Here is a 24,367-nt window from a genome sequence, read left to right on the forward strand (position 1 = left end):
GACGCAGCCCAAAGAGGCGGTAGCGGTCCCTAGCGGTCGTCGCCTCCAGGACCGATATCGTCCAGATAATCCTCGTCGATGGCCGCATGCACTGCACCAGTCACCGCTTCGCGTTCCTGCGGTGTCAGGTTTTCGGCCTCTTTTCCGTCGGCAAGCCTGACGGTCACCTCACGATGAGCAAACTTGATCCCTTCGCGAGCAAACAATTCGCGGATATCCTGATAGACCTTCTTACGCACCAGCCACTGATCGCCCGGCTTGGTCATGAACTTGACCCGAATGATCATCGCCGAATCCTGCATTTCGATCACGCCCTGCGATTTCAACGGCTGGATAAAATTATCCCCAATCACCGGATCGCTCAAAAGCTCTTGGCCCAAATTTTTGATGAGTTTCCGCACTTTTTCGACATCGGTGTCATAGGTCACCCGCAGGGGCAACTTCATGATCACCCAATCACGCGAATAGTTAGTAAGAACCTTGATTTCGCCAAAGGGGATCGTATTCAGTGCGCCCAGATGGTGCCGCAACTGGAACGACCGGACCGAGATTTTCTCGACCGTCCCCTTCACATCACCGATGTCGATATATTCGCCTTTGCGGAAGGCATCATCCATCAGGAAAAACGCGCCCGAGAAGATATCTCGGACTAGCGTTTGCGACCCGAACCCAACGGCCAGACCCACGACACCGGCACCGGCGAACAGCGGGCTGACATTGATACCCAATTCCATCAGGACAATCAGAACGATGGTCACAACAACAACCGCCAGAATTGCGCCACGGAACAATGGAAGCAGTGTCGCAAGACGGCTTTGCCCGCCTTCCCCGCCCTCGTCGCCCAGTTCAACCTCTCCACCGGCTACGTCTTCTTCCTCAGCAATCTTGGTATCAATCCAGACACGGAAGAAATGGAACAAGATATAGCCCATGAACAGGATAACCATCACGTCCAGAGCCCGTTCAATAGGCAGGTCTTCGCTCCAGCTTGCGTCCGGATTCCAGATTACGACCAGAGCATATAACCCGACGACAAATGCCAGGATACCGGCCACACGTCGCGCCAGATCCTCATAGGTGACGATCGAGTGCTTTCTCTTTTCAGCTTGCGGGGTTTGGGGAATCTCATCCTCTTCAACGCCGGCGCCAGTCTCTGTGTTCAGCTCTTCAATCTGGCGATTGCGGACGAAGTAGCGTTCAAGCAGATAGTTCATCGCGCCATAGGCAATGACCACAGACATGAAGATGGCATAGCTGCTGGCAACAATCGGAATGGAATTCTCGTTCTCAAGCACCAGATCAACAGCCAGTTTGAACCAGCTGAACACGATATAAACTGCCAGAACCGGCGCCCAGGCAATCGATATCAAGCGCAAAATCCAGGATACCTGTTCCTTTGACCGCCCGCCTCGGATCGCGTTCGAGATGGCGCGCGCGTTGAACAGAATCATCAGAACATTGCCCAAGGCGCCAAACATGGTCAGGCCGCCATAGACCATCGCATAGACATTGTAGTTCAGACCAAAATCCGCAACCCAGGTAGAAAACAATACTACCGAGATATCATATGTCGCGATTGCCGAGGCCCAGACGTAAAGGCGTTTTGCCTCCCGGTCGGAAAAGGGCGGCAGCCGGTACTGACTGAGGTAAGGAGACAACACCATACGCCAAAGATCGGAAACTGTGCGTGCAAGAAAGAAAGCCGTGAATATGGCGGTGGTCGTGAACTGAATCGAAAGATCTTCAGCCTCGCCAAAGATCAGATAGCCCACGATCAGGGCCATCAGCATCGCGAAGATCGTGGCCCCAACACCCATGAAAAAGCGAAAGACCAGAAAGGGCATTTTTTCGCGATAGCCCTGCGGATCTTCTTTTGATCGCGCCACCACCAGCCTTTTTGCAAGACGCTTGCCGTAGATTTCTATCGACAGCCAGCGCCCCAGAAGAAGGAAGAGTATATTCCAGCCCAACACTTCGACATAGGTCTGTATTCGGCCGTCCGGGCTGGTCTCTCGCAAAACATACTGCACTTCGAAGATCGAATACGGCAAAGCCTGTAGGCGCGACTCCATCGACTCGCGGAACTTCGAGAACCGCTCTTGCGCCTTCATCAACTGTGACCCTTCGGACATCGGGTCATGGGCGATATCGTCGTGCGTCGAGGCGGTATTGCCACCAGATGAGACAAGCTGACCGGCGCTGTCGATGACGATGACGCTTGCACCCGCTTCGGTGGCTGATCGGATCGCGTCAGCCAGGTCGCTTTCCTTGTCTGCTTCGGATGTCGTGCCAGACCCCGAACCATACCCGGGTATAAGCGAAGTCTGCGCCGTCGCTTCCGACCCCAGAGATAGCATAGCCACCCAGACGAACAGGGCCATTGCAGCCAATAGGTTAAATCTCATGAATTCTCGCTTCCGGGTCGCATGTTGTCGCAGGTTACAGAAGCTTTCCGAACACTTCAATTTGTGCGCCGCTGCGGTCCCGATAAAGTGCACAGGCGTGTTCCGGGTGCAATGAGTTGGAATCGGATGTTTTCATCCGCTTCAAAACTGAATATGACGGGCTGGGCATACACTTTCGGGCAAGCAGCTAAGGTCTTTGCGCAAAAACGAAAAGGCACCTTGCGGCTTACCAGGGGAATGGCTGACGTTTTACGCAGTCCCTTCCAGTCGGCGGGTCACAAGGCCCTTTGGCAAGACGGGTGAAAGACGATAAGCTAACAGGTGCCGATGCGCGGACCGACACCAAGACACTTAAGACAGGCGAAGGCATGAGCCTAGGAAGACAAAACGATACTACTGGCCGCGCGCCACGGATCCTGTTCTACAGCCATGACACGTTCGGGCTGGGCCATCTGCGCAGGTCTCGTGCACTGGCCGCCGCAATTACGCAGGCGGATCCAACGGCATCATCCCTGATCCTGACCGGATCGCCCGTCGCTGGCCGGTTCACATTTCCGCGCAGGGTCGACCACGTGCGTCTGCCTGGCGTGACCAAACGGGCGGACGGGTCATACGCGTCTCAGACAATCGGGATGGGGATCGACGAGGTGACCGAGTTGCGATCGGGGTTGATTCAGACCGCCGTTCAGCAGTTCGACCCGGACATTCTGATCGTAGACAAAGAACCCACCGGGTTCCGCGGCGAGCTATTGCCAACACTCGAAAACCTGTTGCTCTCGCAGCGCACCAAACTGGTGCTGGGTTTGCGTGATGTTCTGGATGAACCCGAAGTTCTGGCCGCAGAGTGGGAACGGAAAGAGGCAACTGCAGCGACTGAAAGATTCTATCATGAAATCTGGGTTTACGGGCTGCGTTCGATCTATGATCCGACCAAGGGGCTGCCTCTGAATCACGCGGCCCAGTCGCGCATTCACTGGACTGGCTATTTGCGTCGTGATCTGGGGCCAATCGGTACCCCACCGGAACAGCCCTATATCCTGATTACCCCAGGTGGTGGTGGGGACGGCAAGGCGATGGTGAACCTGGTTCTTTCGGCTTACGAAAAGGACCCCGACCTGTCACCACGCGCGGTATTGGTCTATGGCCCGTTCCTGTCTGGTGATCTGCGGGACGAATTCGAAACCCGTGTGGCCGCCTTGAACGGGCGTGTGACCGCCGTCGGCTTTGAATCCCAGATCGAAACGCTGTTCCACGGCGCGGCTGGCGTTGTCTGTATGGGCGGGTATAATACGTTCTGCGAGGTCCTGTCCTTTGACAAACGCGCCGTCATTGTTCCACGGACAAGTCCGCGTATGGAACAGTGGATCCGTGCCTCACGCGCCGAGGATCTGGGACTGATCCGGATGTTGGACGAGTTCCGTGACGGGCTAACAACCGATTCCATGGTCCGTGCCATTCGCGATCTACCACATCAGCCATTGCCGTCTCAGGCCATTGAACAGGGCCTGCTGGACGGGTTGGACTATGTCACCGGGCGCATTGAGGTATTGCTGAATCAGGAACAGGAACGGGCAACCGGATGACCGCAGGCGCATCCAATCTGGCGGTGTTGGTCAAAGGGTGGCCGCGCCTGTCCGAAACGTTCATCGCGCAGGAACTTGTTGCTCTGCAAGAGGCCGGCCATCAGTTCGACATCTGGTCCCTGCGTCATCCAACCGATGTGAAACGGCATCCGCTGCACGACAGGTTTCGTGGCCAGGTTCGATATCTGCCGGAATATCTGTATCAAGAACCTCAGCGCATATGGGCTGCCCGCGAACAAGCGCAGTGCCTTCCGGGATACGGCGCGGCCTATAAGATCTGGCGCGCTGATTTGCGCCGCGATCCCACGCATAACCGCATCCGTCGGTTCGGTCAGGCCAGCGTTCTGGCTGCGGAATTGCCCGCCAGCACACAGGTTCTCTATGCGCATTTCATGCATACGCCCTCGTCGGTCGCGCGCTATGCCGCGATCATGCGCGGCCTTCCGTGGAGCTTTTCAGCCCATGCAAAAGATATCTGGACGTCACCGGATTGGGAAAAATCGGAAAAGTTGCACTCCGACACTTACGGAGCAGCTTTTGGTGCAACCTGCACCGCGATCGGCGCCCAGCATCTGCGCAGCCTAGCCGACGATCCGGCACGGGTTGAACTGATCTATCACGGGCTGGATCTGGGCCGCTTTCCAGCCCCGCCGGAACGCGGCTTACGCCCCGCTGACAGCCCTTTTCATATGCTGTCCGTTGGGAGGTTGGTCGAAAAGAAAGGCTTTGATCGCCTGATTGATGCATTCGCCATGCTGCCAGAAGATCTTGACTGGCACTGGACGCATATCGGCGGAGGAAGCCTGAGTGATACTTTGCAGAACCGGGCCGCATCGGCCGGGTTGTCCGGGCGCATCACCTGGAAAGGGGCCTGTGACCAACCCGAGGTCATCGCCGCGATGCGCACAGCAGACCTGTTTGTTCTGCCCAGCCGGATCGCCGCAGATGGGGACCGGGATGGCCTGCCCAATGTGTTGATGGAAGCCGCCTCGCAATATCTGCCAATCCTTTCGACCCCCGTTTCTGCGATTCCTGAGTTTATCGAGACAGGCACGCATGGCGTCCTGACGGACGACGATCCGGTCGCGCTGGCAAATGCGATCTCAAAGCTGGCGGCCAACCCCGCACAAGCTGCTGGTATGGCGGGCGCTGCCTATGATCGCCTGATCACCGAATTCCGCATGGACCCGGGCATAGCGCTTTTGTCTGCCAGGTTAAGCGCGCTGGGCGCGCATAAGAGCTGATGCCGCGCATCGCCTTCTATGCCCCGATGAAATCCCCCAACAGCCCGGTGCCGTCGGGGGACCGGGAAATGGCCCGAAATCTTCTTCTTGCAATCCAAGCCCGAGGGGATGCGGTGGATCTGGCCTCGGACCTGCGCGTATTCGACAAGCACGGCGACAAAGAGGTCCAAGCCAAGCTGCGCCATGAGGCTGATGCCGAGGTGCTGCGCCTGACCTACGACCTACCTGCTGACACTGCGCTATGGGTGACCTATCACAATTATTACAAGGCCCCTGATCTGATTGGACCCCGTGTAAGTACGGCGCGAAACATACCCTATGTTCAGCTTGAAAGCACCCGTGCCTACAGCCGCCTTCAGGGGCCATGGTCAGGGTTTGCCCAAGCGGCCCATCAGGCCTGCGACGCGGCCCGGGTGATCTTTTATCACACCGCCAATGACCTCATCACGCTGGAACGCGAGCAGTTCGGAAATCAGACGCTTGTCGAGCTTCCGCCGTTTCTTCCCGCCTCCTCGCTGCCGCAGGCCTCTAGCTGCGATGGCCCGATGCTGGCCGTGGGCATGATGCGACACGGCGACAAGCTGGCCTCTTACCGGGTGCTTGAACAGGCACTGGGCCACCTGCAGGGCGATTGGTCCCTGTCTATTGCGGGCGATGGTCCCGCCCGCGCCGAAATCGAAGCGCTGATGGCCAAGTTTGGCACGAAAGTCCGGTTTCTGGGGCAGCTTGATCGCGACGCGCTGCGCAAGGCTTATGCTACCGCATCCCTGATGGTCTGGCCCGGCGTGAATGAGGCCTATGGTATGATCTATCTAGAGGCTCAGGCACATGGTATCCCCGTGGTCGCGCAAGACAGGCCGGGCGTCCGGGATGTGCTTATGCCGTCCGACTATCCTTCGGTTGCTGAAGGGGCCAAGGGGCTGGCTGCAAGGCTGCGCACTCTTCTGGACAATCCGGCACTGCGGTCTTCTCAAGGCAGCCAATCGGCCGCATATATAGCCGCGCGCCACCTGATGCCAGATGCAACTGATCGGTTCTGGACGGCTGTTGATCCTTTGCTGGAGGCATCCACATGAGCAAGCTCGCCCTATTGCGCCACGGGCATACGGCGTGGAACCGCGCCGGGCGCATTCAGGGGCGCAGCGATATTCCATTAGATGAACAGGCACAGACAGAACTGGCATGCTATTCCCTTCCCTCCCCTTGGGATCAGGCTGCGGTCTGGTCCAGTCCCTTGGCGCGTGCGGCCCAGACGGCACAACTGGTTTCAGGGCGCGAACCGTTGAAGTCCGAGGCCCTCACGGAAATGAACTGGGGCGCTTGGGAGGGGCAGCACGGCACCGATCTCATTGCCGATCCCGCAAGCGGTTATCGCCATATCGAGGATTGGGGTTGGGATTTCCTACCCCCCGGAGGTGAAAGCCCCGCCGAAATCTGGCAGCGGCTGGAACCTTGGCTTGCCAGTCTTGGCGAAAATACCGTAGCCGTTTGCCATATCGGTATCATGCGGGTCATTCTGGCCCGCGCCTGGGGATGGGATTTTGACGGCCCCGCCCCCTTTAAGATCAAGCGCAACCGCCTCTATATCGTGGACATGGAGTCCATGTGCCCCGAAACTGACCCTATCCGTTTGATCCGGCAGGAGACCCGCATATGAGGGTGATGATTGTTGTGACCCATCTGCTGGGCACCGGACATCTGAGCCGCGCACTTACATTGGGCCGGGCCTTTGCCGCTGAGGGTCACAAGGTCTTGCTGGTCTCGGGCGGAATGTCCGCGCCGCAGCTGGACCATACCGGGATCGACTTGCTAGGGCTGCCGCCATTGCGCTCAGACGGCACCAATTTCACGCGATTGCTGACGCAAACGGATGAGGTCGCAGATGCTGCCTATTTCGACGCTCGCAAGGTTGCCCTGACAGAGGCGCTGCGGAGCTTTGCCCCGGATGCGCTGATCACCGAGCTGTACCCCTTTGGCCGCAGATCTCTGGCGGATGAGTTCGACGCCCTGTTGGAGGCGGCCCACGCACAGGGTCCCCGTCCGGTTATTTTGGGATCTGTCAGGGACATACTGGCGCCCCCGTCCAAACCTGCCAAAGCCCAGCGCACCGAGGAAATCATTCTTGACCTCTTTGACGGTGTCCTTGTCCATTCAGACCAGAACATGATCCCGCTGGATGTAAGCTGGCCAGTCTCGGAACGTCTGGCGCATCGCCTGTTCTATACCGGGTTCGTGGCCCCTACGGCACCGACCCCGCATCCCGAAGGGATTGGTAAAGGTGAGATTCTGGTAAGCGCTGGCGGTGGGTCGGTGGGCGAGCCTATCTTTCAGGCGGCCATCGAGGCCGCACCAAAGATGCCCAACAGGCGCTGGCGCCTGTTGGTAGGCGGGCTGGACTCCGCAGCACGCATAGAACGCCTGACAGCAGGTGTTGGCGACGCCCCTGCCACGCTGGAACCGGTGCGTCCGGACTTTCGACAGATGCTGCCCTTGGCCGCCGCGTCGGTCAGCATGTGCGGCTACAACACGGCGTTGGACATCCTGCAGTCTGGCGTACCCTCGGTTTTGATACCCTTCGACGACGGAAGCGAAGTCGAGCAGACCTTGCGCGGCCAAAGCCTGTCGAAGCTGAGCGCAATAGACGTATTGCCAAGCGACCAGTTGACCGGTGAAACCCTCGCGAAGGCTGTCGAGGCCGTCCTGGCGGCCCCCGCACGGCCAATCGCCGGTCAGGGTTTTGACGGGGCCGCAAAATCTGTCGAGATTGTACGATCACTTTTGGATCACGCTCATGACCGGTGACTGGCACCCCCTGATGGCCGAGCTTGAGCTGTGGCGACAGGACGGGCTGTCTCTGCCGCTGTGGTGGCGGGATGATGACGCGGTCTCTGTCACGCCGCAGTTGGAACGTTTGGAGACACTGTCCGCATCGCTGGGACTGCCGGTTCATCTAGCGATTATTCCGCGCGATGTGGACGACGATCTGGTTACCTATGTCGAAGGCGCGTCCGCGTTGATACCTGTGGTCCATGGCTGGGCCCATCAAAACCACGCTCCGACAAACGAGAAGAAATCGGAGTTTCGACTGCACCGCCCCCTTCAGGACATCCGCGACGATGCGCGGGCCGGGCTGACGCGTTTACAGAGCCTGTTTCCAGACAAGCTGTGCCCAATGTTCGTGCCGCCTTGGAACCGTATCGCCTCAGAGGTGGTGCAAGACCTGCCGGACTTGGGATATCAAATCCTGTCCACTGCGACGCACCGTAAGGCAAAGATGGCGGCTCCCGGCCTGCTGCAGATCAACACGCATCTGGACCCGATCGATTGGCGCGGGTCACGGGGGTTGGCCCCTCGGGACACGCTGATCGCCCAGGCAGCCGATCTGCTGCGGGACAGGCGCGAAGGACCTGCGGATAATACCGAGCCGTTTGGCATCCTGACGCATCACCTGGTGCATGACGAAGATATCTGGTCCTTTACGCAGGACCTTCTGACCCGGTTGCTGGATGGTCCGGGGACCATCTGGACCGCCCCAAAGAACGATAAATCACGGAGACCCGAATGAGCCGACTGGATTCCATGCTGCGCCGCCTGACGGCCCAACGCGACGGGCTGAACTGGGCGGTCGATCAGATTACAGATACGAGCGGCGATATACTGGACATGGGTTTGGGGAATGGCCGCACCTATGATCACCTACGTGAAATTCTACCAGACCGGCGCATCTGGGTCATGGACCGGATTTTACAGTGCCACCCGTCCAGCACCCCTCCGGCAGAGGATTTTCTGCAGGGCGAAGCGGGTCCTATGTTAAAGAAACTTGCAGCCGGGGGCCCGAAAATAGCATTGGCACATTACGATTTCGGGCGCGGTATCAAGCAGGATGACGTGGCAGAGGCGGCGATACTCAGCCCGTTGATCTCTCAGGTCATGCTGCCCGGTGGGCTGCTGATATCCGGCCAACCACTGGTTGGGTTTGAACAGATCACCGGACCGGAGACCATCGCACCCGACCGATACCTTTTCTACAGGGCCTGATCAGGCCACACGTCGCCCTCGCGACCACACTCCGTTCAGGGCAGGCGCGCCTTCTCGCATCCGGAACCGTATGATATCGGCGCGTGCGCCTGCGCGCAGCTCGCCACGGTCTTCCAGCCCGACCACCTGCGCCGGGGACATCGTAACGGTCCGCAGTCCACGGGCCATGTTGCCCCACATCTCGCCCAGCCGTGCCGCCGACAGCAACAACGCGGCCGGCACATAGTCCGATGACAGAATATCCAGGTGTCCCAGATCGGCCAGTTCTTTGGCGGCGACATTCCCCGAATGTGACCCGCCCCGGATTACATTCGGCGCCCCCATCATCACCTTGATCCCGTGATCATGGCAAGCCCGCGCCGCTTCGACGGTAGTGGGGAATTCGGCCAGCCGGATACCGTGGCCCGCTGACACATGTACCTGTTCCCGGGTGGTGTCGTCATGGCTGGCCAGCATGGCCCCAAAACGCTTGGCCGCTTTTACGGTTTCCACCTCGTGCTTTTCGCCGTTCCTGTCCCTCATCGCCTTGAGGTCCGCGACATGCTGCTGGAATTCCTTGCCCTCCAACCCCAGCTTTCCTTTCAGATAGCTTTCGAGCTTTGAGATATCACGGAATTGACGCTGACCGGGCGTGTGGTCCATCAGTGACACCAGCCCAACACGGTCCTCGAGGCCGAATTCATCCAGTTCTTCGACCAGCGTTTCTGAACACAATTCGGCCCGCAAATGCAGGAAATGGCTGATTTTTAAGGCGTCTTGCTCTCGTAACTGCCACAGCTCGCGGGACAGGCCACGTGCGTATTTGTTGTAGCGCGGACCAGTCGGGATCGACCCGACGCGCATCGCATCGAACACGGTTGTGATGCCCGTGCTGGCCAGTTCGGCGTCATGGGCAAGAATTGCCGCCGCATGGGGCCAGTCGACCTTGGGGCGGGGCTGGATATGACGTTCCAGATTGTCTGTGTGCAGCTCGACCAGACCGGGGCTGACATAGTCACCCTCACAATCGATTGCACCGCTTGGAACCGCCGCGCCTGTATCGATCTCGGTGATGCTGTCGCCCTGAACCCGGACGCTGCCGGTAATGGTTTCGTCGGGCAGGATCAGCGTGGCATTGGCAAGGATCAATTCTTCTGTCATCTGAACTTCACACAGTTTGAGGTATTGGAAGGCCACGCAATAGGAGGCCAATGTGACATTCACGCGATACGCGATCTATTTTGCGCCACCCGCCACGGCGGAGTGGACGCAATTCGCAACCCGTTGGCTGGGCTGGGACATGGAGGCTGGCACCGCGGTCGCCCATCCTGGGCTGGATGGTGTGGATGTTGCAGCGGTTACGGAGGTACCGCGAAAATACGGGCTGCACGCGACCATGAAACCCCCGTTCCGCCTGCGCGAGGGGCAATCCGTCACAGCGTTGCAAGAGGCCTGCGCCACCCTTGCTGCCAGCCAATGCGCAATCATGATGGAGGGTCTTGAGATTGCCCGCCTTGGCCGGTTTCTGGCCCTGCGACCACTGGGCGACACAGCCGCGCTGAACGCGTTGGCCGCCGCCTGTGTTCAAGAGCTTGATATGTTCCGGTCCCCACCGTCGGCGGCTGAACTTGACCATCGCCGCGCCTCCAGACTGACACCGGATCAGGACGCCAACTTGGTCAAATGGGGTTACCCTTATGTGCTGAACGCGTTTCGGTTTCACATCACCTTGAGCGGTAGGTTGGACAAGCCCGTGCTGGATTCGGTCCAGCGCACCCTGGAAAACCATCTGGGGCCGCTTTTGCCGAAGCCCTTTCGAATTGCGGATCTGGCCCTGATGGGCGAGGCCGAGGATGGACGGTTTCACCTGATCCATCGCTATGCGCTTTCCAACTGAAGGCGGGACAAAATTATGGCCACCGTATCCTGCAGAGCACCAGAATTGTCGACCTCGATCACCCGGACCAGCCCCTTAGGCAAAGGGGTCTTGGCCTGGCCCAACCGACGCGCCTGTTCGCTGTCACTTTCGCGCCCGCGCAATGACAAGCGTTGCTCTAGAACGCTCGCGTCTGCAGTCAACGAGATAACAATCAGATCGCCAAAGATCTCTTGCGCCTGCAACAACACAGCACGCGATAGGTTGACCAGAACTGCCTCCGCCACCTGACGTTGCTGCGCAATCTCTTTCGGCACACCATAGAGCAACCCATGTGCATGCCAGCTGAGCGCGAAAGCGCCCTCACCTTCCATCTGTCGAAACGCGTCATCTGTGACCCGTTTGAAATCTTCCCCCGCTTCGCCTTCGGGGCGGGTGACGACACGGCGCAGCCGCTGGATACCTTTTGCGCGGGCTTCCAACGCCTCAATCACACTGTCTTTGCCGACACCTGACGGACCGACAACCGCTATGACCGGGGCAAGCATCATGCCGCAATTCCCGGCGTGAATTGCGAAACGTTGATCTCGCGATCGCAAACCTGCTTCCGCCCGTCAACATCATGGAAGATGCCGACAATCGCCGCTCCGCGCTCTTTCGCCTCAAGGATCAGAGACAGGACGGTTTCGCGATTCTGCGCATCCAGACTGGCTGTGGGTTCATCCAGCAGCATGGCCGGGTATTCATGGGCAAAGCCGCGCGCGATGTTCACGCGCTGCTGTTCGCCGCCCGAAAAGGTCGTCGGACTAAGGGACCAGAGCCGTTCAGGAATATTCAGACGCTCGAGCAGACCCGCGGCCTTGTCCAGTGCCTTCTGTTTATCGCAACCAACGGCAAGAAGCGGCTCGGCCACGACCTCAAGCGTTGGCACTCTGGGCACAACACGCAGGAACTGGCTGACATAGCCCAGCGTTTCGCGCCGCAGGGTCAAGATCTCGCGCGGTTCAGCCTTGGCGACGTCTAAACCACCGACCAGAACCTGGCCCGAGGCAGCCAGATAGTTGCCATAGATCACCCGCATCAAGGTGGATTTACCTGCCCCCGACGCGCCGGTCAGCGCCACACATTCACCCGGTTCAACCCTGAGCGTAGCGCCCTGCATGACCGGGATCACCGCGCTCCCCTGATTGTGCAGGGTAAAGCTTTTGCTGACATTGTTCAGTTCAATCATTGTCCCGGCCCTCATACCTGCAACACGCTGGACACCAGCAGTTGCGTATAGGCATGCTGCGGATCGTCCAGAACCTGATCAGTCAATCCGGCCTCGACCACATGACCGCTTTTCATCACCATCAGCCGATCCGCCAGCAGACGGACAACAGCAAGATCATGGGTGACAATGATGGCGCTCAGCCCCATTTCCCGAACCAACCCGCGCAACAGGTCCAACAGGCGAGCCTGTACCGAGACGTCCAGACCACCAGTCGGTTCATCCATGAAGACCAGCCTGGGGCCGGTCACCAGATTCCGCGCGATCTGCAGGCGCTGCTGCATGCCACCGGAAAACGCGGTCGGACGATCATCAATCCGCTCCGCTTCGATCTCAACCCGACCCAGCCAGTCGATCGCCTTGTCGCGGATATCGCCATAGTGGCGGCCACCTACGGCCATCAGTCGTTCGCCGATATTTCCGCCCGCACTGACAGACATACGCAAGCCATCGCGCGCATGTTGGTGCACGAATGCCCAATCGGTGCGGCTCAGCATCCGGCGTTCAGGTTCCGACATGGTCACGGTATCCACCGGACCGTCTGCACGAGTGTCAAAGATCACCTGCCCCGCATCCGGCTCCAGATGACCCGCCAGACAGTTCAGCAGGGTTGACTTGCCCGAACCACTCTCACCTACGATCCCCATCACCTCGCCGGGATAGAGATCAAAACTCACATCGGTACAGCCGATACGGGCCCCGTAGGATTTTCTGATATCCTGTACACACAGCAGCGGTGTCATTTCATTCACCTTGGGTCATATGAAAACTCGATCCGATTGCCGCCCGGCTCTCGGATCATGAAATGGAGTTTCGGACCTGAACCCGAGGGTTCAGGTGCAAACTCGACAGCGACGGCAGGCCAGTCTTTGACCGCATCGAAAACCGCAGTCAGCGCTTCTTCATCGGGAACTTTCAATGCAACATGATGCAACCCGACGTTCTTGTGCCGGTTAAACCCCTGTAGCCCCTTGCCTTTTTGCTGCCAAAGCGTCAGCTTCGCCGCGCCATTGGTTACATAAACCGCCGGATAATCCGGATTGCTGCCGAAGACCTCCCAACCCAGCGCATCGACAAAGAACGTCCGCGTGGCGTCGAGGTCCGAAACCGTAAGGCCAAGGTGGTCAATTCCAAGCACATCTTCTCGTTTCATGCGGCATCCTCTCTGGCCAAACGGCCCACATGGCCCGCCTCGCGGCGCGACCGGCAATAATCAGTGTCCGAGCAAACAAACATGCGGGTACCTGCATCATCCATGATGACCTCATCCAGATAGCTGTCCTCGGCCCCGCACAGATCACAGGGATGGTCGGCCTTTGTGGCCTCGAACGGGTAATCCTGGAAATCGAGGCTGACGACCTTGGTATGCGGTGGCACCGCGTAGATGCGTTGCTCGCGGCCCGCGCCAAACAGCTGGATCGCGTCCATCTCAAGCTTTGGGTTGTCGAATTTCGGGATGGGGGACGGGTCCATCACATAACGTTCCGAGACCATCACAGGATAAGCATAAGCGGTTGAGATCGCACCATGCTGGCTGATGTCTTCGTACAGTTTCACGTGCATCAACCCGTATTCTTCGAGGCTGTGCATCTTGCGTGTCTCGGTCTCGCGCGGTTCCAGAAACCGCAGCGGTTCTGGGATCGGCACTTGATAGACAAGAATCTGATCCGCGCGCAGCTTCGCCTCGGGGATGCGGTGGCGAGTCTGGATGACCGTCGCCTTCTCTGTTACCTCGGTGGTGGCGACGCCCGCCGTATTCTCGAAAAACTTACGGATAGACACGGCATTGGTCGTATCATCCGCGCCCTGATCAATCACCTTGAACGTATCGTCCGGGGTCAAAGTTGCGGCAGATACCTGCACGCCCCCGGTACCCCAGCCATAAGGCATCGGCATCTCTCGGCTGGCAAATGGCACCTGATATCCGGGAATAGCCAACCCCTTGAGGATCGCCCGACGGATCATCCGCTTGGTTTGTTCGTCCAGATATGCGAAGTTATATTCAGTCATTTGATGTAACTATTTTGTTTCTGGTGTTTTTATGAACGTATTTGGTATTTGTTCGCTCTTTTTGGCGATTATGCTCTATTTTATCTGGCGCAATTTTCGCGCAAAGTGGCGCCTCGGGGCCATGGCCCGCGACCTTTCGTGCGAATGGGATTCGCTTGAAATCGTGAATTCGCGCGAAGCTTTCGGCAGGAAATCGCCCAATCAGGGCAGCGGCTGGTTTTTGAACCGTAGGACGAGCCTGTAGGGCAAAGCGTTCAGAGCTCATTCCGCAGCCTCCCTCGATGCAATCCGTTCCTCGGCCTCGCGGCGCAGCTTGCGCACCAATTCCAGTTCGGACTGAAAATCCACGTAATGCGGCAGCTTGATATGTTCGAGGAAACCCGTTGCCTGAATATTGTCTGAGTGGCTCAGGACAAATTCCTCGTCCTGTGCAGGTGCGCCCAGATTGTCCTCGCCCAGCTCCTCCCACCGCAGCGCCCGGTCGACCAGAGCCATGGCGATGGATTTGCGTTCAGACTGGCCAAAGACGAGCCCATAGCCGCGTGTAAACTGTGGCGGCTCAGTCTTTGAGCCTTGGAACTGGTTCACCGTCTCACATTCGGTCAACTCGACTTCGCCGATCTCGATGGCAAAGCCCAGTTCGGGAATATCCATTTCGACCGCGACCTTGCCGATCCGCAGCTCGCCAACAAAGGCGTGGTTGCGGGCATAGCCGCGCTGAGTCGAATAGGCCATGCCCAGCACAAACCCCTCATCCCCGCGCGCCAGCGATTGCAACCGCAGCGGACGGCCCGCCGGAAACTCCAGCGGTTCGCGGGTCAGGTCGCCGGGCGTAGCATCGCTGACCGGCTCGTCCTGAATGATATCCTCACCCTTGAGGAATTCGGTGATATGCGGGGTCGGCTCGTGTCGCGCCGTACCTTCGGGCGCGGGTAGAGTTTCGCCATCCGCAGCCAGTTTGAAATCTAGCAGGCGGTGGGTGTAGTCGAATGTCGGGCCCAGCACCTGCCCGCCCGGCGCATCCTTGAACGTCGCCGATATCCGACGGTCACAGGCCATATTGCCCGTTTCAACCGGTTCGGAATAACCGAAACGCGGCAATGTCGTGCGATAGGCGCGGATCAGAAAGATCGCTTCGATCAGATCACCACGCGCCTGTTTGATCGCCAGTGCGGCAAGGTCCGGATCATACAGCGATCCTTCTGCCATCACCCGGTTCACCGCCAGGCTCAGCTGCTCCCGGATCTGGACCAGGCTAAGCTCGGCCACATCCGGGGCGCCTCGGCGCTCTTCGGCCAACCAGGCATGGGCATTCTCAATAGCCTTTTCGCCTCCTTTGACGGCAACATACATCGCTTAACCCTCCGCGCTGATCTGGGTACTGCGCGGCAGGGCCGCGACCTTGTCACCGCAGGTAAAGAAGAAGTCACATCCCAAAGGGAAAAGAGCCGCATTACGTTGCAACGCAGGGATATCGGGTAGGTTCAAGCCTGCGCTCTGCTTGATACCGGGACCGTGCAAAATGGCACCGGACTGATCCAGGCCGTCACGCTCAACAATCAGAGTGGTTGACCGGTCCGGATACTCTGCAGTTCCGATGCGATAGCGATCCAGCCCACCAAGTTCGCCCCAAGTGCCGACGGCGAAATCCGCCTCGCCAGCAGGAACCAGCGGCGCGCCGGTGTGGAAGGTCAGCCATTCGCGCAGCGCGTCGGTGTCGAGCTCACCCGCCAGATGTACCTTGGTTTCCGGGTCGCATAAAGTCAGCAACAAAGTGCCCGCTGCTACCGACAAAGGCGCTGGGGGCACGGCCCCTGACAGGCTGCGGATTTCTCCAGGGCGGGCCATCACCGTCATCGCCGCGCGAAAAGCATGTGCGGAATCAACCGGTATGTTCTGGAACCCGCCCGAGAATTGAGTTTGCGCAGTCATCAATCTTCTCCCCGAACCAGCGTGAAGAATTCTACTTTGGTTGCGGCCGCCTTTGCCGCCCGCGCGATTTTGACCGCCTGCATTTTCTGTTCCAGCGGACCGAGCAGGTTTTCCCGCACATGGTCTGCTGCCGCAGTCTGCATCATCGCATCAATCACAGCTGCAGCTTCGGCCTTGGGCTTTGACCGGCCCTGAACATAGCCATGTCCAACCGTGCCATCCTGCAAGACCACCGAGCAGCGCGTGACCGTCATTTCACCCAGGTTGAACGGCGCCCCGGTGGCGCCGGTACGTCCGCGCACCATCACGCCGCCCACTTCGGGGCTGCGCAGCCATTCAAAGCCGGGACGGTCCGTGAGGCCCTCCCACAGCGCCAACGTGGCGTCATCTGGCGCGCGGGCCAGCAGGCCCATCCAGGTCTTACGCGCCTCGGTCGCGGAATCTCTCTGTTGTGTCATCAAAGCCTCTTGGCGGGGTTGTCTACTTATCCTATACAACTATACAAATCATAGACCGCCGCCCGGCGACTCGCAATCGCAACTGTGTGAATTTTTGGTGACATGAACAAAACGCCGATCTGGAAAAGCATCGCCCTAAGCCTGACGTCGGACATTGCCGAAGGGCGATATCAAACCGGTGACCGGCTGCCGACCGAAGCGCAACTGGCCGCAACGCATGGCGTTAACCGCCACACGGTTCGTCGGGCGCTGTCTGACATGGCCGACCAGGGGCTGGTCCATTCTAGGCGCGGGGCCGGTGTATTCGTCGCCACCCGACCAACCGAGTATCCGATTGGTAAGCGGGTGCGATACCACAAGAGCATCTCGGCCAGCGGCAAGATGCCCGGCAAGAAGATCCTCGCCCTGACCACACGGGCCGCGGATGAAGCCGAGGCCGATGCATTGGGGCTTGAAACCGGCGACACGGTGCATGTCTATGACGGTCTGTCTCTGGCCGACGGGCAACCCATCGGCCTGTTTCAAAGCGTTTTTCCGGCCAAGCGATTTCCTGATATTCTGCAGATTCTGACCGAAACCCAATCCGTCACCAAAGCCCTCCAAAGATGCGATGTGCCGGATTACACGCGCATCTCAACCCGCCTGACCGCGCGCGCGGCCACGGCAACTCAAGCTCTGCACCTGCACCTGTCCGAGGGCGCACCAGTCTTGTTTTCGATCGGCATCAATGCAGACCCCGAGGGCAATCCTGTCGAGTACGGAAGAACAACCTTTGCCGGGGAACGAGTTACGCTGACCCTGAACGAGGATTGATCCCGTAAGCCTCCCGCCCGTCTTCAACCTCCTATCGGAGGTTTCATCCCATTGGGCGTAGCGCCGCGCAAAGCGCGGCGCCCGGCCCAAGGCCCCAAAGGGGGATCGGCGAAACCGATGCTTCTGCGGGCGCGGAGCACCTGGGGTCACAGGGCCAGCTATTCGTATTTCTCCAAAAACGCCTCGGCCTCTAGTTTGCGAAAATCCGGCAATGCGTCACGCAAGCGGCTGTTGTCCCAGTCCCACCAGGCCAACTGCTCCATCCGATCCGCAACCGCTTGTGGGAACCTGGGGCGGAGTGGTTGGGCCGCCACCCCAGCAACGATCATGTAGGGCGGTACGTCTTTGGTCACCAGCGCCCCGGATGCGATGACCGCACCATTACCGATTGTCACCTCGGGCTTGATGATCGCTCCGTGACCGATCCATGTGTCATGCCCGATATATGCGATCCGGCTTGCGCGATGGGCAAACCACTCGGCATCATCCTCGGCATCGTCCCAATAGTCAGCCGACCGATAGCTAAAATGATGCAGCGAGGCCTTTTGCAACGGGTGATCCGTGGCGCCGATCCGGGTAAAGCTGGCAATGTTCGAAAACTTGCCGATCTGGGCGTTGGCGATGTCGCAGGTCCGGTCGCAATAGGAATAGTCGCCCCAGACCGCGTTGGCGATCCGACTGCCGGTGCCAATCTCGACAAATGCACCAAAGCTGCTGTTGGTAATCTGGCAATCGGGATGGATGAACGGTTCATCCGTGCGCAATCGTGCCATGAATCTGACCTTTCAAGCTGCGCTCACGGCAGAATAAAATCTTTGGTTTTCGCGTTGCTCGGCCTGCTCTTCTTGCCGCTGTCGCCCTGGATCAGACGACGCCGTAACCAGCCCGAGAACCAATCCATCAACATCACCATGAGAATGATCAGAACGATGTAATAGGCGACCTCTTCCCAATCCTTCTGAGTGATGATCGCCTGCGTCAGCAACAGACCAATGCCGCCGCCAGTAATCGCGCCAATTATGGTCGCGCTGCGGGTGTTGGATTCGAGAAAGTACAAAAGCTGGCTCAACAGCACGGGAGTGATCTGTGGGATCACGCCAAAGCGATAGCGCTGCGGCGCATTCGCACCGGTCGACTGCACGCCCTCGATCTGCTTCTCATCCACATTCTCCAGCGCTTCTGAGAATATCTTGCCGAATGTCCCGGTATCGGTCACCAGAATTGCCAGCGCTCCGGTCAACGGCCCTGGGCCGAAGGCCCGTGCCAGAACAACGGTCCAGATCAAGGCGTCCACACCGCGTACAAAGTCGAACACCCGCCGTGTGGCAAAGCGCACCGACCGCAAGGGGTTAAAGTTCCGCGTCGCCAGGAACGCCAGTGGCAAGGCGATAATCCCTGCCCCCATGGTGCCCAGAAACGCCATCAGGATCGTCTCGAAGATGGCCCAGGCCACATCCTGATGCCGCCAGATCTTGTTGGTCCAGAAATCGTTGAAAATGGCACCGGCCTCACCGGCGGTGGCGCGGCTGACCAACTCGGGGAAAGATTTGCCATAATACGGGCTGTCGAGGGTGAACCAGAACAGCTCCCATCCTGGAAAATAGCGGAACACTTCGGACCGGTTGCGGGTCACGGTCAGACGCCCCGCATCGGTGGTGATCGCCAGCCGGTTTTTTGAGACGTTGATCCAGTCTGGAACCTCGCCCGCCGGTAGCTCGGCCTGCACCCCAGAGGCGCGGGTGGGTGTGGCGCGCACGACGCCATAGCCGGGGATATCATATTCGATTGTCTCAGGGCCGAAACGCACCACGTGACCATCCTCCAGGTCAATGATCGTGGTTTCGCCCAGCGCCACCCAATCGGGTGCGGTTCCGTCGGGATAGGTGCCTTTGCGGTCCCCTTCGACCGCAACGGACACCTCTCCATTGCGATTGTCTCGCGTGACATGGGTTTTGTAACTGTAGGTGTCGGCAACAAGCGTCTTGCCGTTTTCCCAGTTTGCGCGCCCTGCCAAGCCCGGCACGTCAAAGGCAAAGAACACGTAGATCAGGTAAACAGCGACAAGGCCGGGCAACCCGAAATTCACGATCCGTTTGCGGTTGAACAGACGACCGGCCTCGGCCTTGAGGTCATCTGTCGACAGATCAGTGGCAAAGGTCGTCATGCCGAAGCTCCTTTTTCAGACCCGTGGGTCAGGCGATCCCGCAGATAGCCGGACAGCTGATCCACGACCATGATTGTGACAAAAAGCAGAAGGAAGATGGCCGCGGCCTCGTCGTAGCGCCCCTGCCCCCATGACATCGCGTTGCGCAGCTCATAGCCCAGACCGCCAGCACCGACGAAACCGAGGATGGCCGAGGCACGGATGTTGATCTCAAACCGCAGCAAGGCATAGCTGACATAGTTCGGTCCGACCTGTGGGATCACGCCCAAATACATCCGTTGCGACCAGTTCGCGCCCACCGAATGCAGCCCCTCAATCGGCTTCAGCGAAGCGTTCTCGTTCACTTCCGAGAATAGCTTGCCCAATGCACCGGCGGTATGGATGGCAATCGCAATCATTGCCGGAACCGGACCGCCGCCGAGAATAAAGATCAAAACCAGCGCGATAACGATTTCAGGGATGGCCCTGCAGATATCGGAAATCCGACGAAACAATGGGATCAGAGATGGCCACTGCGCCATGCCCCGTGTCGACATCAGGGCAAGAAATGTCCCCACAATCGTACCGATCAGGGTTGATGCTGCCGCGATATTGATCGTCTCGATCAAGGCCGGAAAGAACCGGATCAGATTTTCCGGCATCGCGCCGATCTTTTCCCACGCTTCCGAGAGAACTTCGGCCGGATAGTCGAAAACCCTGCACCAACCGTCAACGAAACTGCCTGCGTTTCGATCATCCGCAGTGCGGAACCCTGCGGCCATCAAAGCCACAAACAGGATCAGGAGAATGCCACCATAAGCCCGTTTTCGCCGGGTCATTTCTGAGTATTCGTCGCGGATCTGATCGACACTGTGGGACCCTGCGGTCAGGTCTGTCATAGAATGCTCCTGAGAAAACGGGGTCCGGTATAACACCGGACCCCGATCATGTGAGTTGCAGGCTTAGTTCGACTTCAGCTTACGCGCTTCGATGATGACCTCGTAGGCTTCGTGCGTGATGGGATCAAAGCTCTTGGCTTCGCCTGCTGCCACGCCGTAGAAACACTCGCGGTCTTTTTCATCCAGCGTGTTCCACAATTCAGTGACCTGAACTTTGACATCTTCGGGCAAGGCCTTGCGCAGAACGACCGGGCCTTCCGGGATCGGCGCCGATTTCCAGATCTCGACCAGATCGTTCATGTCGACCAGACCGGCATCAACAGCGCGGCGCAGCGCGCCCGACTGATAGCCATCTTCCCAATCACCCAGGCCGTCGGCCCAGGTCACGCCGCCGTCAACGTCACCGTTGTTTACCGCAACGATAGTCTGTTCGTGACCGCCGGTGAACTTGACCTCACCGAAGTAATCGCCCGAGTCCATGGTGGCACCGGTGGCCTGTGGAATTTCGATCGAAGGGATCAGGTAGCCCGAGGTCGAGTTCGGATCACCAAAACCAAAAGCCTTACCCTTCATGTCGTCCAGCGAGGCGATGCCGCTGTCTTTGCGCGCAAAGCCTACCGAGTAGTAGCCATAGCCGCCATCACTGTTGACCTTGACCAGAACCGGCTCAACCGCTTCGGGATCGCTCAGATAGGTTTTGGCGTAACCCGACGCACCCAACCAAGCGACGTCAATCGTGCCACCCAGCAGGCCCTGAATCACACCGTTATAATCGGCAGGGGCGAACAGCTTGGTTGGAACGCCCAGCAGCTCTTCGGTGTATTCGCGCAGGCATTCATTCTTGCTCATCCGGTCTTGGGCGTTTTCGCCGCCCAGAATACCAATGCGGAATTCGCTGATTTCCTGCGCCATAGCGGGCGCGGCCATGGCAGTGGTCGCAACAAGGGCAGCAATTAGGTTTTTCATCTGTCTCTCTCCAGGTTGATGTCCCCGACCTCTCATCGGGTCGGGCGATGAAAGGTGGTTGGGGTGGCTCAGATGGTGGCTTCGGCTTCCATCAGGGCCTTCTGGGTGGCGTCGAGCGTTTCGATCTCGGTCGAGGTCGCCTCTTCCGAGAAACTCGCATCGGCCCCATAGATCTCGCGGGCGACGCCGGTGGTCAGTTGTTCGGGCAACCCGTCAAAGACGATGCGGCCGTCGCGCATGCCGACAACGCGGTCGCAATAGCGGCGCGCGGTGTCCAGCGTGTGCAGGTTGGCGATGACCGTGCGGCCGTCCTCTTCGTGGATACGGCGCAGGGCCTGCATCACCACCTGGGCATTCATCGGGTCCAGCGAGGCAATCGGTTCGTCCGCCAGAATGATCTTAGGGTCCTGCATCAGCGCCCGCGCAATGGCGACACGCTGTTGTTGTCCACCCGACAGGGCCTCGGCGCGTTTCGGCGCATGTTCGGCGATGCCCAGACGATCCAGAATGTCGATGGCGCGGTGGATGTCCTCCATCGGGAACAGGTTGAACATGGTGGCCAGTGTCGATTGGCGGTTCAGTGTGCCATGCAGCACGTTCGACACCACATCCATGCGCGGCACCAGATTGAACTGCTGAAAGATCATGGCGCATTCGGCTTGCCAGGCCCGCTTGTCCCGCCCCTTCAACTGGGTGACATCGCGGCCTTCGAACAGGATCTTGCCTTCGCTGGAATCGGTCAGGCGATTGACCATCCGCAAAAGGGTGGATTTCCCGGCGCCGGATCTCCCGATGATGCCGATCATGCACGGTTTGTCCACATCCAAGGTCGCCGCATCCACGGCTAGATTATCGCCGAAGCGTTTGGTCAGTTTGTCGATACGCAGCACAGGCCACCCCCAATTCGTCTTGGCGGTCAGCTACAGCCACTGTTCAACGGCTGTGTGTCAGTAAGGTGAAAGTTTTGTTACGGCGCGATTGTCGCGGGGGCTATCCATCATCTGACCTCAACGCTATACGCATCCTCAACTGTTCAGATGACACGAGGCCACCATGAGCTTTGACCGCAGCATCAAGATCGCCCCGTCGATCCTGTCCGCCGATTTCGCCAATTTCGGTGCCGAGATTCAGGCCATCGAGGCGCAGGGCGCCGACTGGGTGCATATCGACGTGATGGATGGCCATTTTGTTCCCAACCTGACCTTTGGTCCGCCCGCCGTCAAAGCCTTCCGCCCGCATGTCAAAACGGTGATGGACGTGCATCTGATGATCGCGCCGGTCGATCCCTATATTCAGGCCTATGCCGATGCCGGGGCCGATGTGCTGACCGCCCATATCGAGGCAGGGCCGCATTCGCACCGCACCCTGCAGGCCATCCGCGCTGCAGGAATGAAGGCCGGTATCGCGCTGAACCCGGGCACTCCGGCCGAAGCGGTCGAGCACCTGTTGGATCTGACCGATCTCATCTGCGTTATGACCGTAAACCCCGGCTTTGGTGGCCAGAAGTTCATCGACATGACCAGCAAAATCCGCCGCCTGCGCCAGATGATCGGCGACCGCCCGGTGCACATCGAAATCGACGGTGGTGTAGACCCCAAAACTGCCCCTCTGGTCGCTGCGGCGGGCGCAGATGTGCTGGTCGCCGGATCGGCGGTTTTCAAGGGCGGGTCGGTGGACAAACCTGAAATTTACGGCAAGAACATCAAGGCTGTTAGGGCTGCTGCTCAACTGGCGGCGGATTAATCCTTCGCAACTCCGAGCAGGCTGATCACGAGTGGTCGCACTCAAATTGTCGACCCTTACCAAACTGGCACAGGTAAGGACCACTCCTCTTGTTGTCGCATTTCTGGATCTCACGCCTTTTGGTGGCCACAGAAGGGTTCCGGGGGAAATTCCAGCTAACTTCTTGATTTCAAGCCAACCAATATACGATGGTTCACCTCAAATAGGCTTTGCCTGGCATTTTCTTGCGTGCCAATGCCGCAGGTGACCAAACGATGGTGGAGAGTTAGTGAATGGAAACTGCCGATAAGTTGTTGGACATTGTCCAAAAAATTGTTGTGATAACAGCCGCGTTGGTCGCTGGTTGGTATGTTCTTGTTCGACAGGATCATTCTTCCCACGCGACCTTGACCGTTACCTCGAAAATTCACGATGACTGTACGCTTGCCGCCAGAATCCAGGTGAAAAACCCAAAAGGAATAATTATTGAGCCCGTCAGTTTTTCCATTCAGGCATACAAGCTCGACTACCGGGAAATTGTCGATGCGCCGGACAATCAGCTCCGAATATCTGAGCAAGTAATGACTGTGGAAAACGCGGCAAAAATTGGTGAGACCTTTGCCCGAGTTCTGTCACTCAAGCTGCCTGAAGGCATAACCAGCGAAAACGCGATTATGCTGCGAGGACAAATGACACTTGTGGACAGCACCATCTACAACGAAGAAACGATAGTTGAGGTTCCGCGATGCGATTTCTGATTTTGATTTGGATCGGAACTGGTGTCCTGTCTGGTTGCGCCGCCAGAGTTGGGCCCCAGTGCGAAGGGCTATCCAGACAAGCAGGGTACGACCTTCCGGTAACGGTGAACGAACTGCAAAAGATTCGTTTGCGCGGCTTCTCAGAATGCGCTGATTACATTGAAGAAAACGCACTGATCAGAACCTAGCATCAAAAAGGGCGCCGGATGGGCGCCCTTTCCATTTGATCATTCGCTTGCGCGAATTACTCGACGATTTTCGACACAACGCC

27 protein-coding genes are annotated in these 24,367 nt (G+C 58.5%); 11 read left to right on the forward strand and 16 right to left on the reverse strand.

Annotated features, from left to right (window positions below; genetic code table 11):
* Window positions 1–29 precede the first annotated feature (29 nt).
* A complete protein-coding gene (locus AC2FIC_RS19735; RefSeq protein WP_496707689.1) occupies window positions 30–2,405 on the reverse strand; it encodes a mechanosensitive ion channel domain-containing protein in 2,376 nt (791 codons plus the stop codon).
* Between the two features lie 368 nt (window positions 2,406–2,773).
* On the opposite strand from AC2FIC_RS19735, the gene AC2FIC_RS19740 reads away from it, so the two are divergent.
* From AC2FIC_RS19740 to AC2FIC_RS19770, 7 genes are read left to right on the forward strand one after another with little or no spacing between them, the layout of a single operon-like run.
* Entirely contained in the window at window positions 2,774–3,988 is a 1,215-nt protein-coding gene (locus AC2FIC_RS19740; RefSeq protein WP_185956733.1) for a glycosyltransferase family protein, read from the forward strand.
* Window positions 3,985–5,232 carry a glycosyltransferase gene (locus tag AC2FIC_RS19745; protein WP_496704088.1) on the forward strand — a complete coding sequence of 416 codons (1,248 nt, stop codon included), beginning with the start codon at window positions 3,985–3,987 and terminating at the stop codon, window positions 5,230–5,232. The genes AC2FIC_RS19740 and AC2FIC_RS19745 overlap by 4 nt, the downstream gene beginning before the upstream one ends.
* A complete protein-coding gene (locus tag AC2FIC_RS19750; protein ID WP_496870207.1) occupies window positions 5,232–6,308 on the forward strand; it encodes a glycosyltransferase family 4 protein in 1,077 nt (358 codons plus the stop codon). The genes AC2FIC_RS19745 and AC2FIC_RS19750 overlap by 1 nt, the downstream gene beginning before the upstream one ends.
* Window positions 6,305–6,889 carry a histidine phosphatase family protein gene (locus tag AC2FIC_RS19755; protein WP_496870208.1) on the forward strand — a complete coding sequence of 195 codons (585 nt, stop codon included), beginning with the start codon at window positions 6,305–6,307 and terminating at the stop codon, window positions 6,887–6,889. The genes AC2FIC_RS19750 and AC2FIC_RS19755 overlap by 4 nt, the downstream gene beginning before the upstream one ends.
* Entirely contained in the window at window positions 6,886–8,034 is a 1,149-nt protein-coding gene (locus AC2FIC_RS19760) for a glycosyltransferase family protein (RefSeq protein ID WP_496692922.1), read from the forward strand. The genes AC2FIC_RS19755 and AC2FIC_RS19760 overlap by 4 nt, the downstream gene beginning before the upstream one ends.
* Window positions 8,024–8,797, forward strand: a complete 774-nt coding sequence (locus AC2FIC_RS19765; protein WP_496692921.1) for a polysaccharide deacetylase family protein — start codon at window positions 8,024–8,026, stop codon at window positions 8,795–8,797. The genes AC2FIC_RS19760 and AC2FIC_RS19765 overlap by 11 nt, the downstream gene beginning before the upstream one ends.
* The gene (locus tag AC2FIC_RS19770; RefSeq protein ID WP_496692920.1) at window positions 8,794–9,270 is read left to right on the forward strand and encodes a class I SAM-dependent methyltransferase; all 477 of its coding nucleotides are present in this window, start codon (window positions 8,794–8,796) and stop codon (window positions 9,268–9,270) included. Before AC2FIC_RS19765 ends, AC2FIC_RS19770 begins: the two co-directional genes overlap by 4 nt.
* Here the strand turns inward: AC2FIC_RS19770 and AC2FIC_RS19775 are convergent, their stop codons facing one another.
* Window positions 9,271–10,410: an alpha-D-ribose 1-methylphosphonate 5-triphosphate diphosphatase gene (locus AC2FIC_RS19775; protein WP_496692919.1), complete on the reverse strand. Its 1,140-nt coding sequence runs from the start codon at window positions 10,408–10,410 to the stop codon at window positions 9,271–9,273. It lies immediately after the preceding gene.
* A gap of 52 nt (window positions 10,411–10,462) precedes the next feature.
* Between AC2FIC_RS19775 and AC2FIC_RS19780 the strand changes: the two genes are divergently transcribed.
* Window positions 10,463–11,146 (forward strand): DUF1045 domain-containing protein, encoded by a 684-nt coding sequence (locus AC2FIC_RS19780; protein WP_496692918.1) that lies wholly within the window; start codon window positions 10,463–10,465, stop codon window positions 11,144–11,146.
* Here AC2FIC_RS19780 and AC2FIC_RS19785 read toward each other — a convergent pair.
* From AC2FIC_RS19785 to phnG, 9 genes are read right to left on the reverse strand one after another with little or no spacing between them, the layout of a single operon-like run.
* On the reverse strand, window positions 11,128–11,676 hold the full coding sequence (locus AC2FIC_RS19785) for a ribose 1,5-bisphosphate phosphokinase PhnN (protein ID WP_496692917.1): 549 nt from the start codon (window positions 11,674–11,676) through the stop codon (window positions 11,128–11,130). The two genes, AC2FIC_RS19780 and AC2FIC_RS19785, sit on opposite strands and share 19 nt — an antisense overlap.
* Entirely contained in the window at window positions 11,673–12,356 is a 684-nt protein-coding gene (phnL, locus tag AC2FIC_RS19790) for a phosphonate C-P lyase system protein PhnL (protein ID WP_282022252.1), read from the reverse strand. The genes AC2FIC_RS19785 and phnL overlap by 4 nt, the downstream gene beginning before the upstream one ends.
* Before the next feature lie 11 nt (window positions 12,357–12,367).
* Window positions 12,368–13,138, reverse strand: coding sequence for a phosphonate C-P lyase system protein PhnK (phnK, locus tag AC2FIC_RS19795; protein ID WP_496692916.1), 771 nt, complete (start codon window positions 13,136–13,138; stop codon window positions 12,368–12,370).
* A 5-nt stretch (window positions 13,139–13,143) separates the two neighbouring features.
* Complete coding sequence (locus AC2FIC_RS19800; RefSeq protein ID WP_496692915.1) at window positions 13,144–13,548, reverse strand: VOC family protein; 405 nt, start codon at window positions 13,546–13,548, stop codon at window positions 13,144–13,146.
* Complete coding sequence (locus tag AC2FIC_RS19805; RefSeq protein ID WP_496692914.1) at window positions 13,545–14,405, reverse strand: alpha-D-ribose 1-methylphosphonate 5-phosphate C-P-lyase PhnJ; 861 nt, start codon at window positions 14,403–14,405, stop codon at window positions 13,545–13,547. The genes AC2FIC_RS19800 and AC2FIC_RS19805 overlap by 4 nt, the downstream gene beginning before the upstream one ends.
* Window positions 14,398–14,670 (reverse strand): hypothetical protein, encoded by a 273-nt coding sequence (locus AC2FIC_RS19810; protein ID WP_496692913.1) that lies wholly within the window; start codon window positions 14,668–14,670, stop codon window positions 14,398–14,400. The genes AC2FIC_RS19805 and AC2FIC_RS19810 overlap by 8 nt, the downstream gene beginning before the upstream one ends.
* On the reverse strand, window positions 14,667–15,758 hold the full coding sequence (locus AC2FIC_RS19815) for a carbon-phosphorus lyase complex subunit (protein WP_496692912.1): 1,092 nt from the start codon (window positions 15,756–15,758) through the stop codon (window positions 14,667–14,669). The genes AC2FIC_RS19810 and AC2FIC_RS19815 overlap by 4 nt, the downstream gene beginning before the upstream one ends.
* A gap of 3 nt (window positions 15,759–15,761) precedes the next feature.
* Entirely contained in the window at window positions 15,762–16,337 is a 576-nt protein-coding gene (gene phnH, locus AC2FIC_RS19820; protein ID WP_496692911.1) for a phosphonate C-P lyase system protein PhnH, read from the reverse strand.
* The gene (gene phnG, locus AC2FIC_RS19825) at window positions 16,337–16,795 is read right to left on the reverse strand and encodes a phosphonate C-P lyase system protein PhnG (RefSeq protein WP_496692910.1); all 459 of its coding nucleotides are present in this window, start codon (window positions 16,793–16,795) and stop codon (window positions 16,337–16,339) included. Before phnG ends, phnH begins: the two co-directional genes overlap by 1 nt.
* A 102-nt stretch (window positions 16,796–16,897) precedes the next feature.
* On the opposite strand from phnG, the gene phnF reads away from it, so the two are divergent.
* A complete protein-coding gene (gene phnF, locus AC2FIC_RS19830; protein WP_142639335.1) occupies window positions 16,898–17,608 on the forward strand; it encodes a phosphonate metabolism transcriptional regulator PhnF in 711 nt (236 codons plus the stop codon).
* 158 nt (window positions 17,609–17,766) lie between these two features.
* Here phnF and AC2FIC_RS19835 read toward each other — a convergent pair whose 3' ends face one another.
* The 5 genes from AC2FIC_RS19835 to phnC all read right to left on the reverse strand — a co-directional run bounded on the left by AC2FIC_RS19835 (window position 17,767) and on the right by phnC (window position 22,506).
* Entirely contained in the window at window positions 17,767–18,381 is a 615-nt protein-coding gene (locus tag AC2FIC_RS19835; RefSeq protein ID WP_142639333.1) for an LbetaH domain-containing protein, read from the reverse strand.
* A 23-nt stretch (window positions 18,382–18,404) separates the two neighbouring features.
* Window positions 18,405–19,772 carry a phosphonate ABC transporter, permease protein PhnE gene (gene phnE, locus AC2FIC_RS19840; RefSeq protein ID WP_496790159.1) on the reverse strand — a complete coding sequence of 456 codons (1,368 nt, stop codon included), beginning with the start codon at window positions 19,770–19,772 and terminating at the stop codon, window positions 18,405–18,407.
* Window positions 19,769–20,650 (reverse strand): phosphonate ABC transporter, permease protein PhnE, encoded by an 882-nt coding sequence (phnE, locus tag AC2FIC_RS19845; RefSeq protein ID WP_496692908.1) that lies wholly within the window; start codon window positions 20,648–20,650, stop codon window positions 19,769–19,771. The genes phnE (AC2FIC_RS19840) and phnE (AC2FIC_RS19845) overlap by 4 nt, the downstream gene beginning before the upstream one ends.
* Window positions 20,651–20,713: 63 nt before the next feature.
* On the reverse strand, window positions 20,714–21,616 hold the full coding sequence (gene phnD, locus AC2FIC_RS19850) for a phosphonate ABC transporter substrate-binding protein (protein WP_496692907.1): 903 nt from the start codon (window positions 21,614–21,616) through the stop codon (window positions 20,714–20,716).
* 68 nt (window positions 21,617–21,684) lie between these two features.
* Window positions 21,685–22,506 carry a phosphonate ABC transporter ATP-binding protein gene (gene phnC / locus AC2FIC_RS19855; RefSeq protein ID WP_496692906.1) on the reverse strand — a complete coding sequence of 274 codons (822 nt, stop codon included), beginning with the start codon at window positions 22,504–22,506 and terminating at the stop codon, window positions 21,685–21,687.
* Window positions 22,507–22,669: 163 nt separating this feature from the next.
* Here phnC and rpe point away from each other — a divergent pair, with 163 nt between their 5' ends.
* Both rpe and AC2FIC_RS19865 read left to right on the forward strand, forming a co-directional pair.
* Complete coding sequence (gene rpe / locus AC2FIC_RS19860; RefSeq protein ID WP_496692905.1) at window positions 22,670–23,359, forward strand: ribulose-phosphate 3-epimerase; 690 nt, start codon at window positions 22,670–22,672, stop codon at window positions 23,357–23,359.
* Between the two features lie 272 nt (window positions 23,360–23,631).
* Window positions 23,632–24,096, forward strand: a complete 465-nt coding sequence (locus AC2FIC_RS19865) for a hypothetical protein (RefSeq protein ID WP_496692904.1) — start codon at window positions 23,632–23,634, stop codon at window positions 24,094–24,096.
* Window positions 24,097–24,367 lie beyond the last annotated feature (271 nt).

This window comes from Ruegeria sp. CDSC079 (assembly GCF_059610505.1).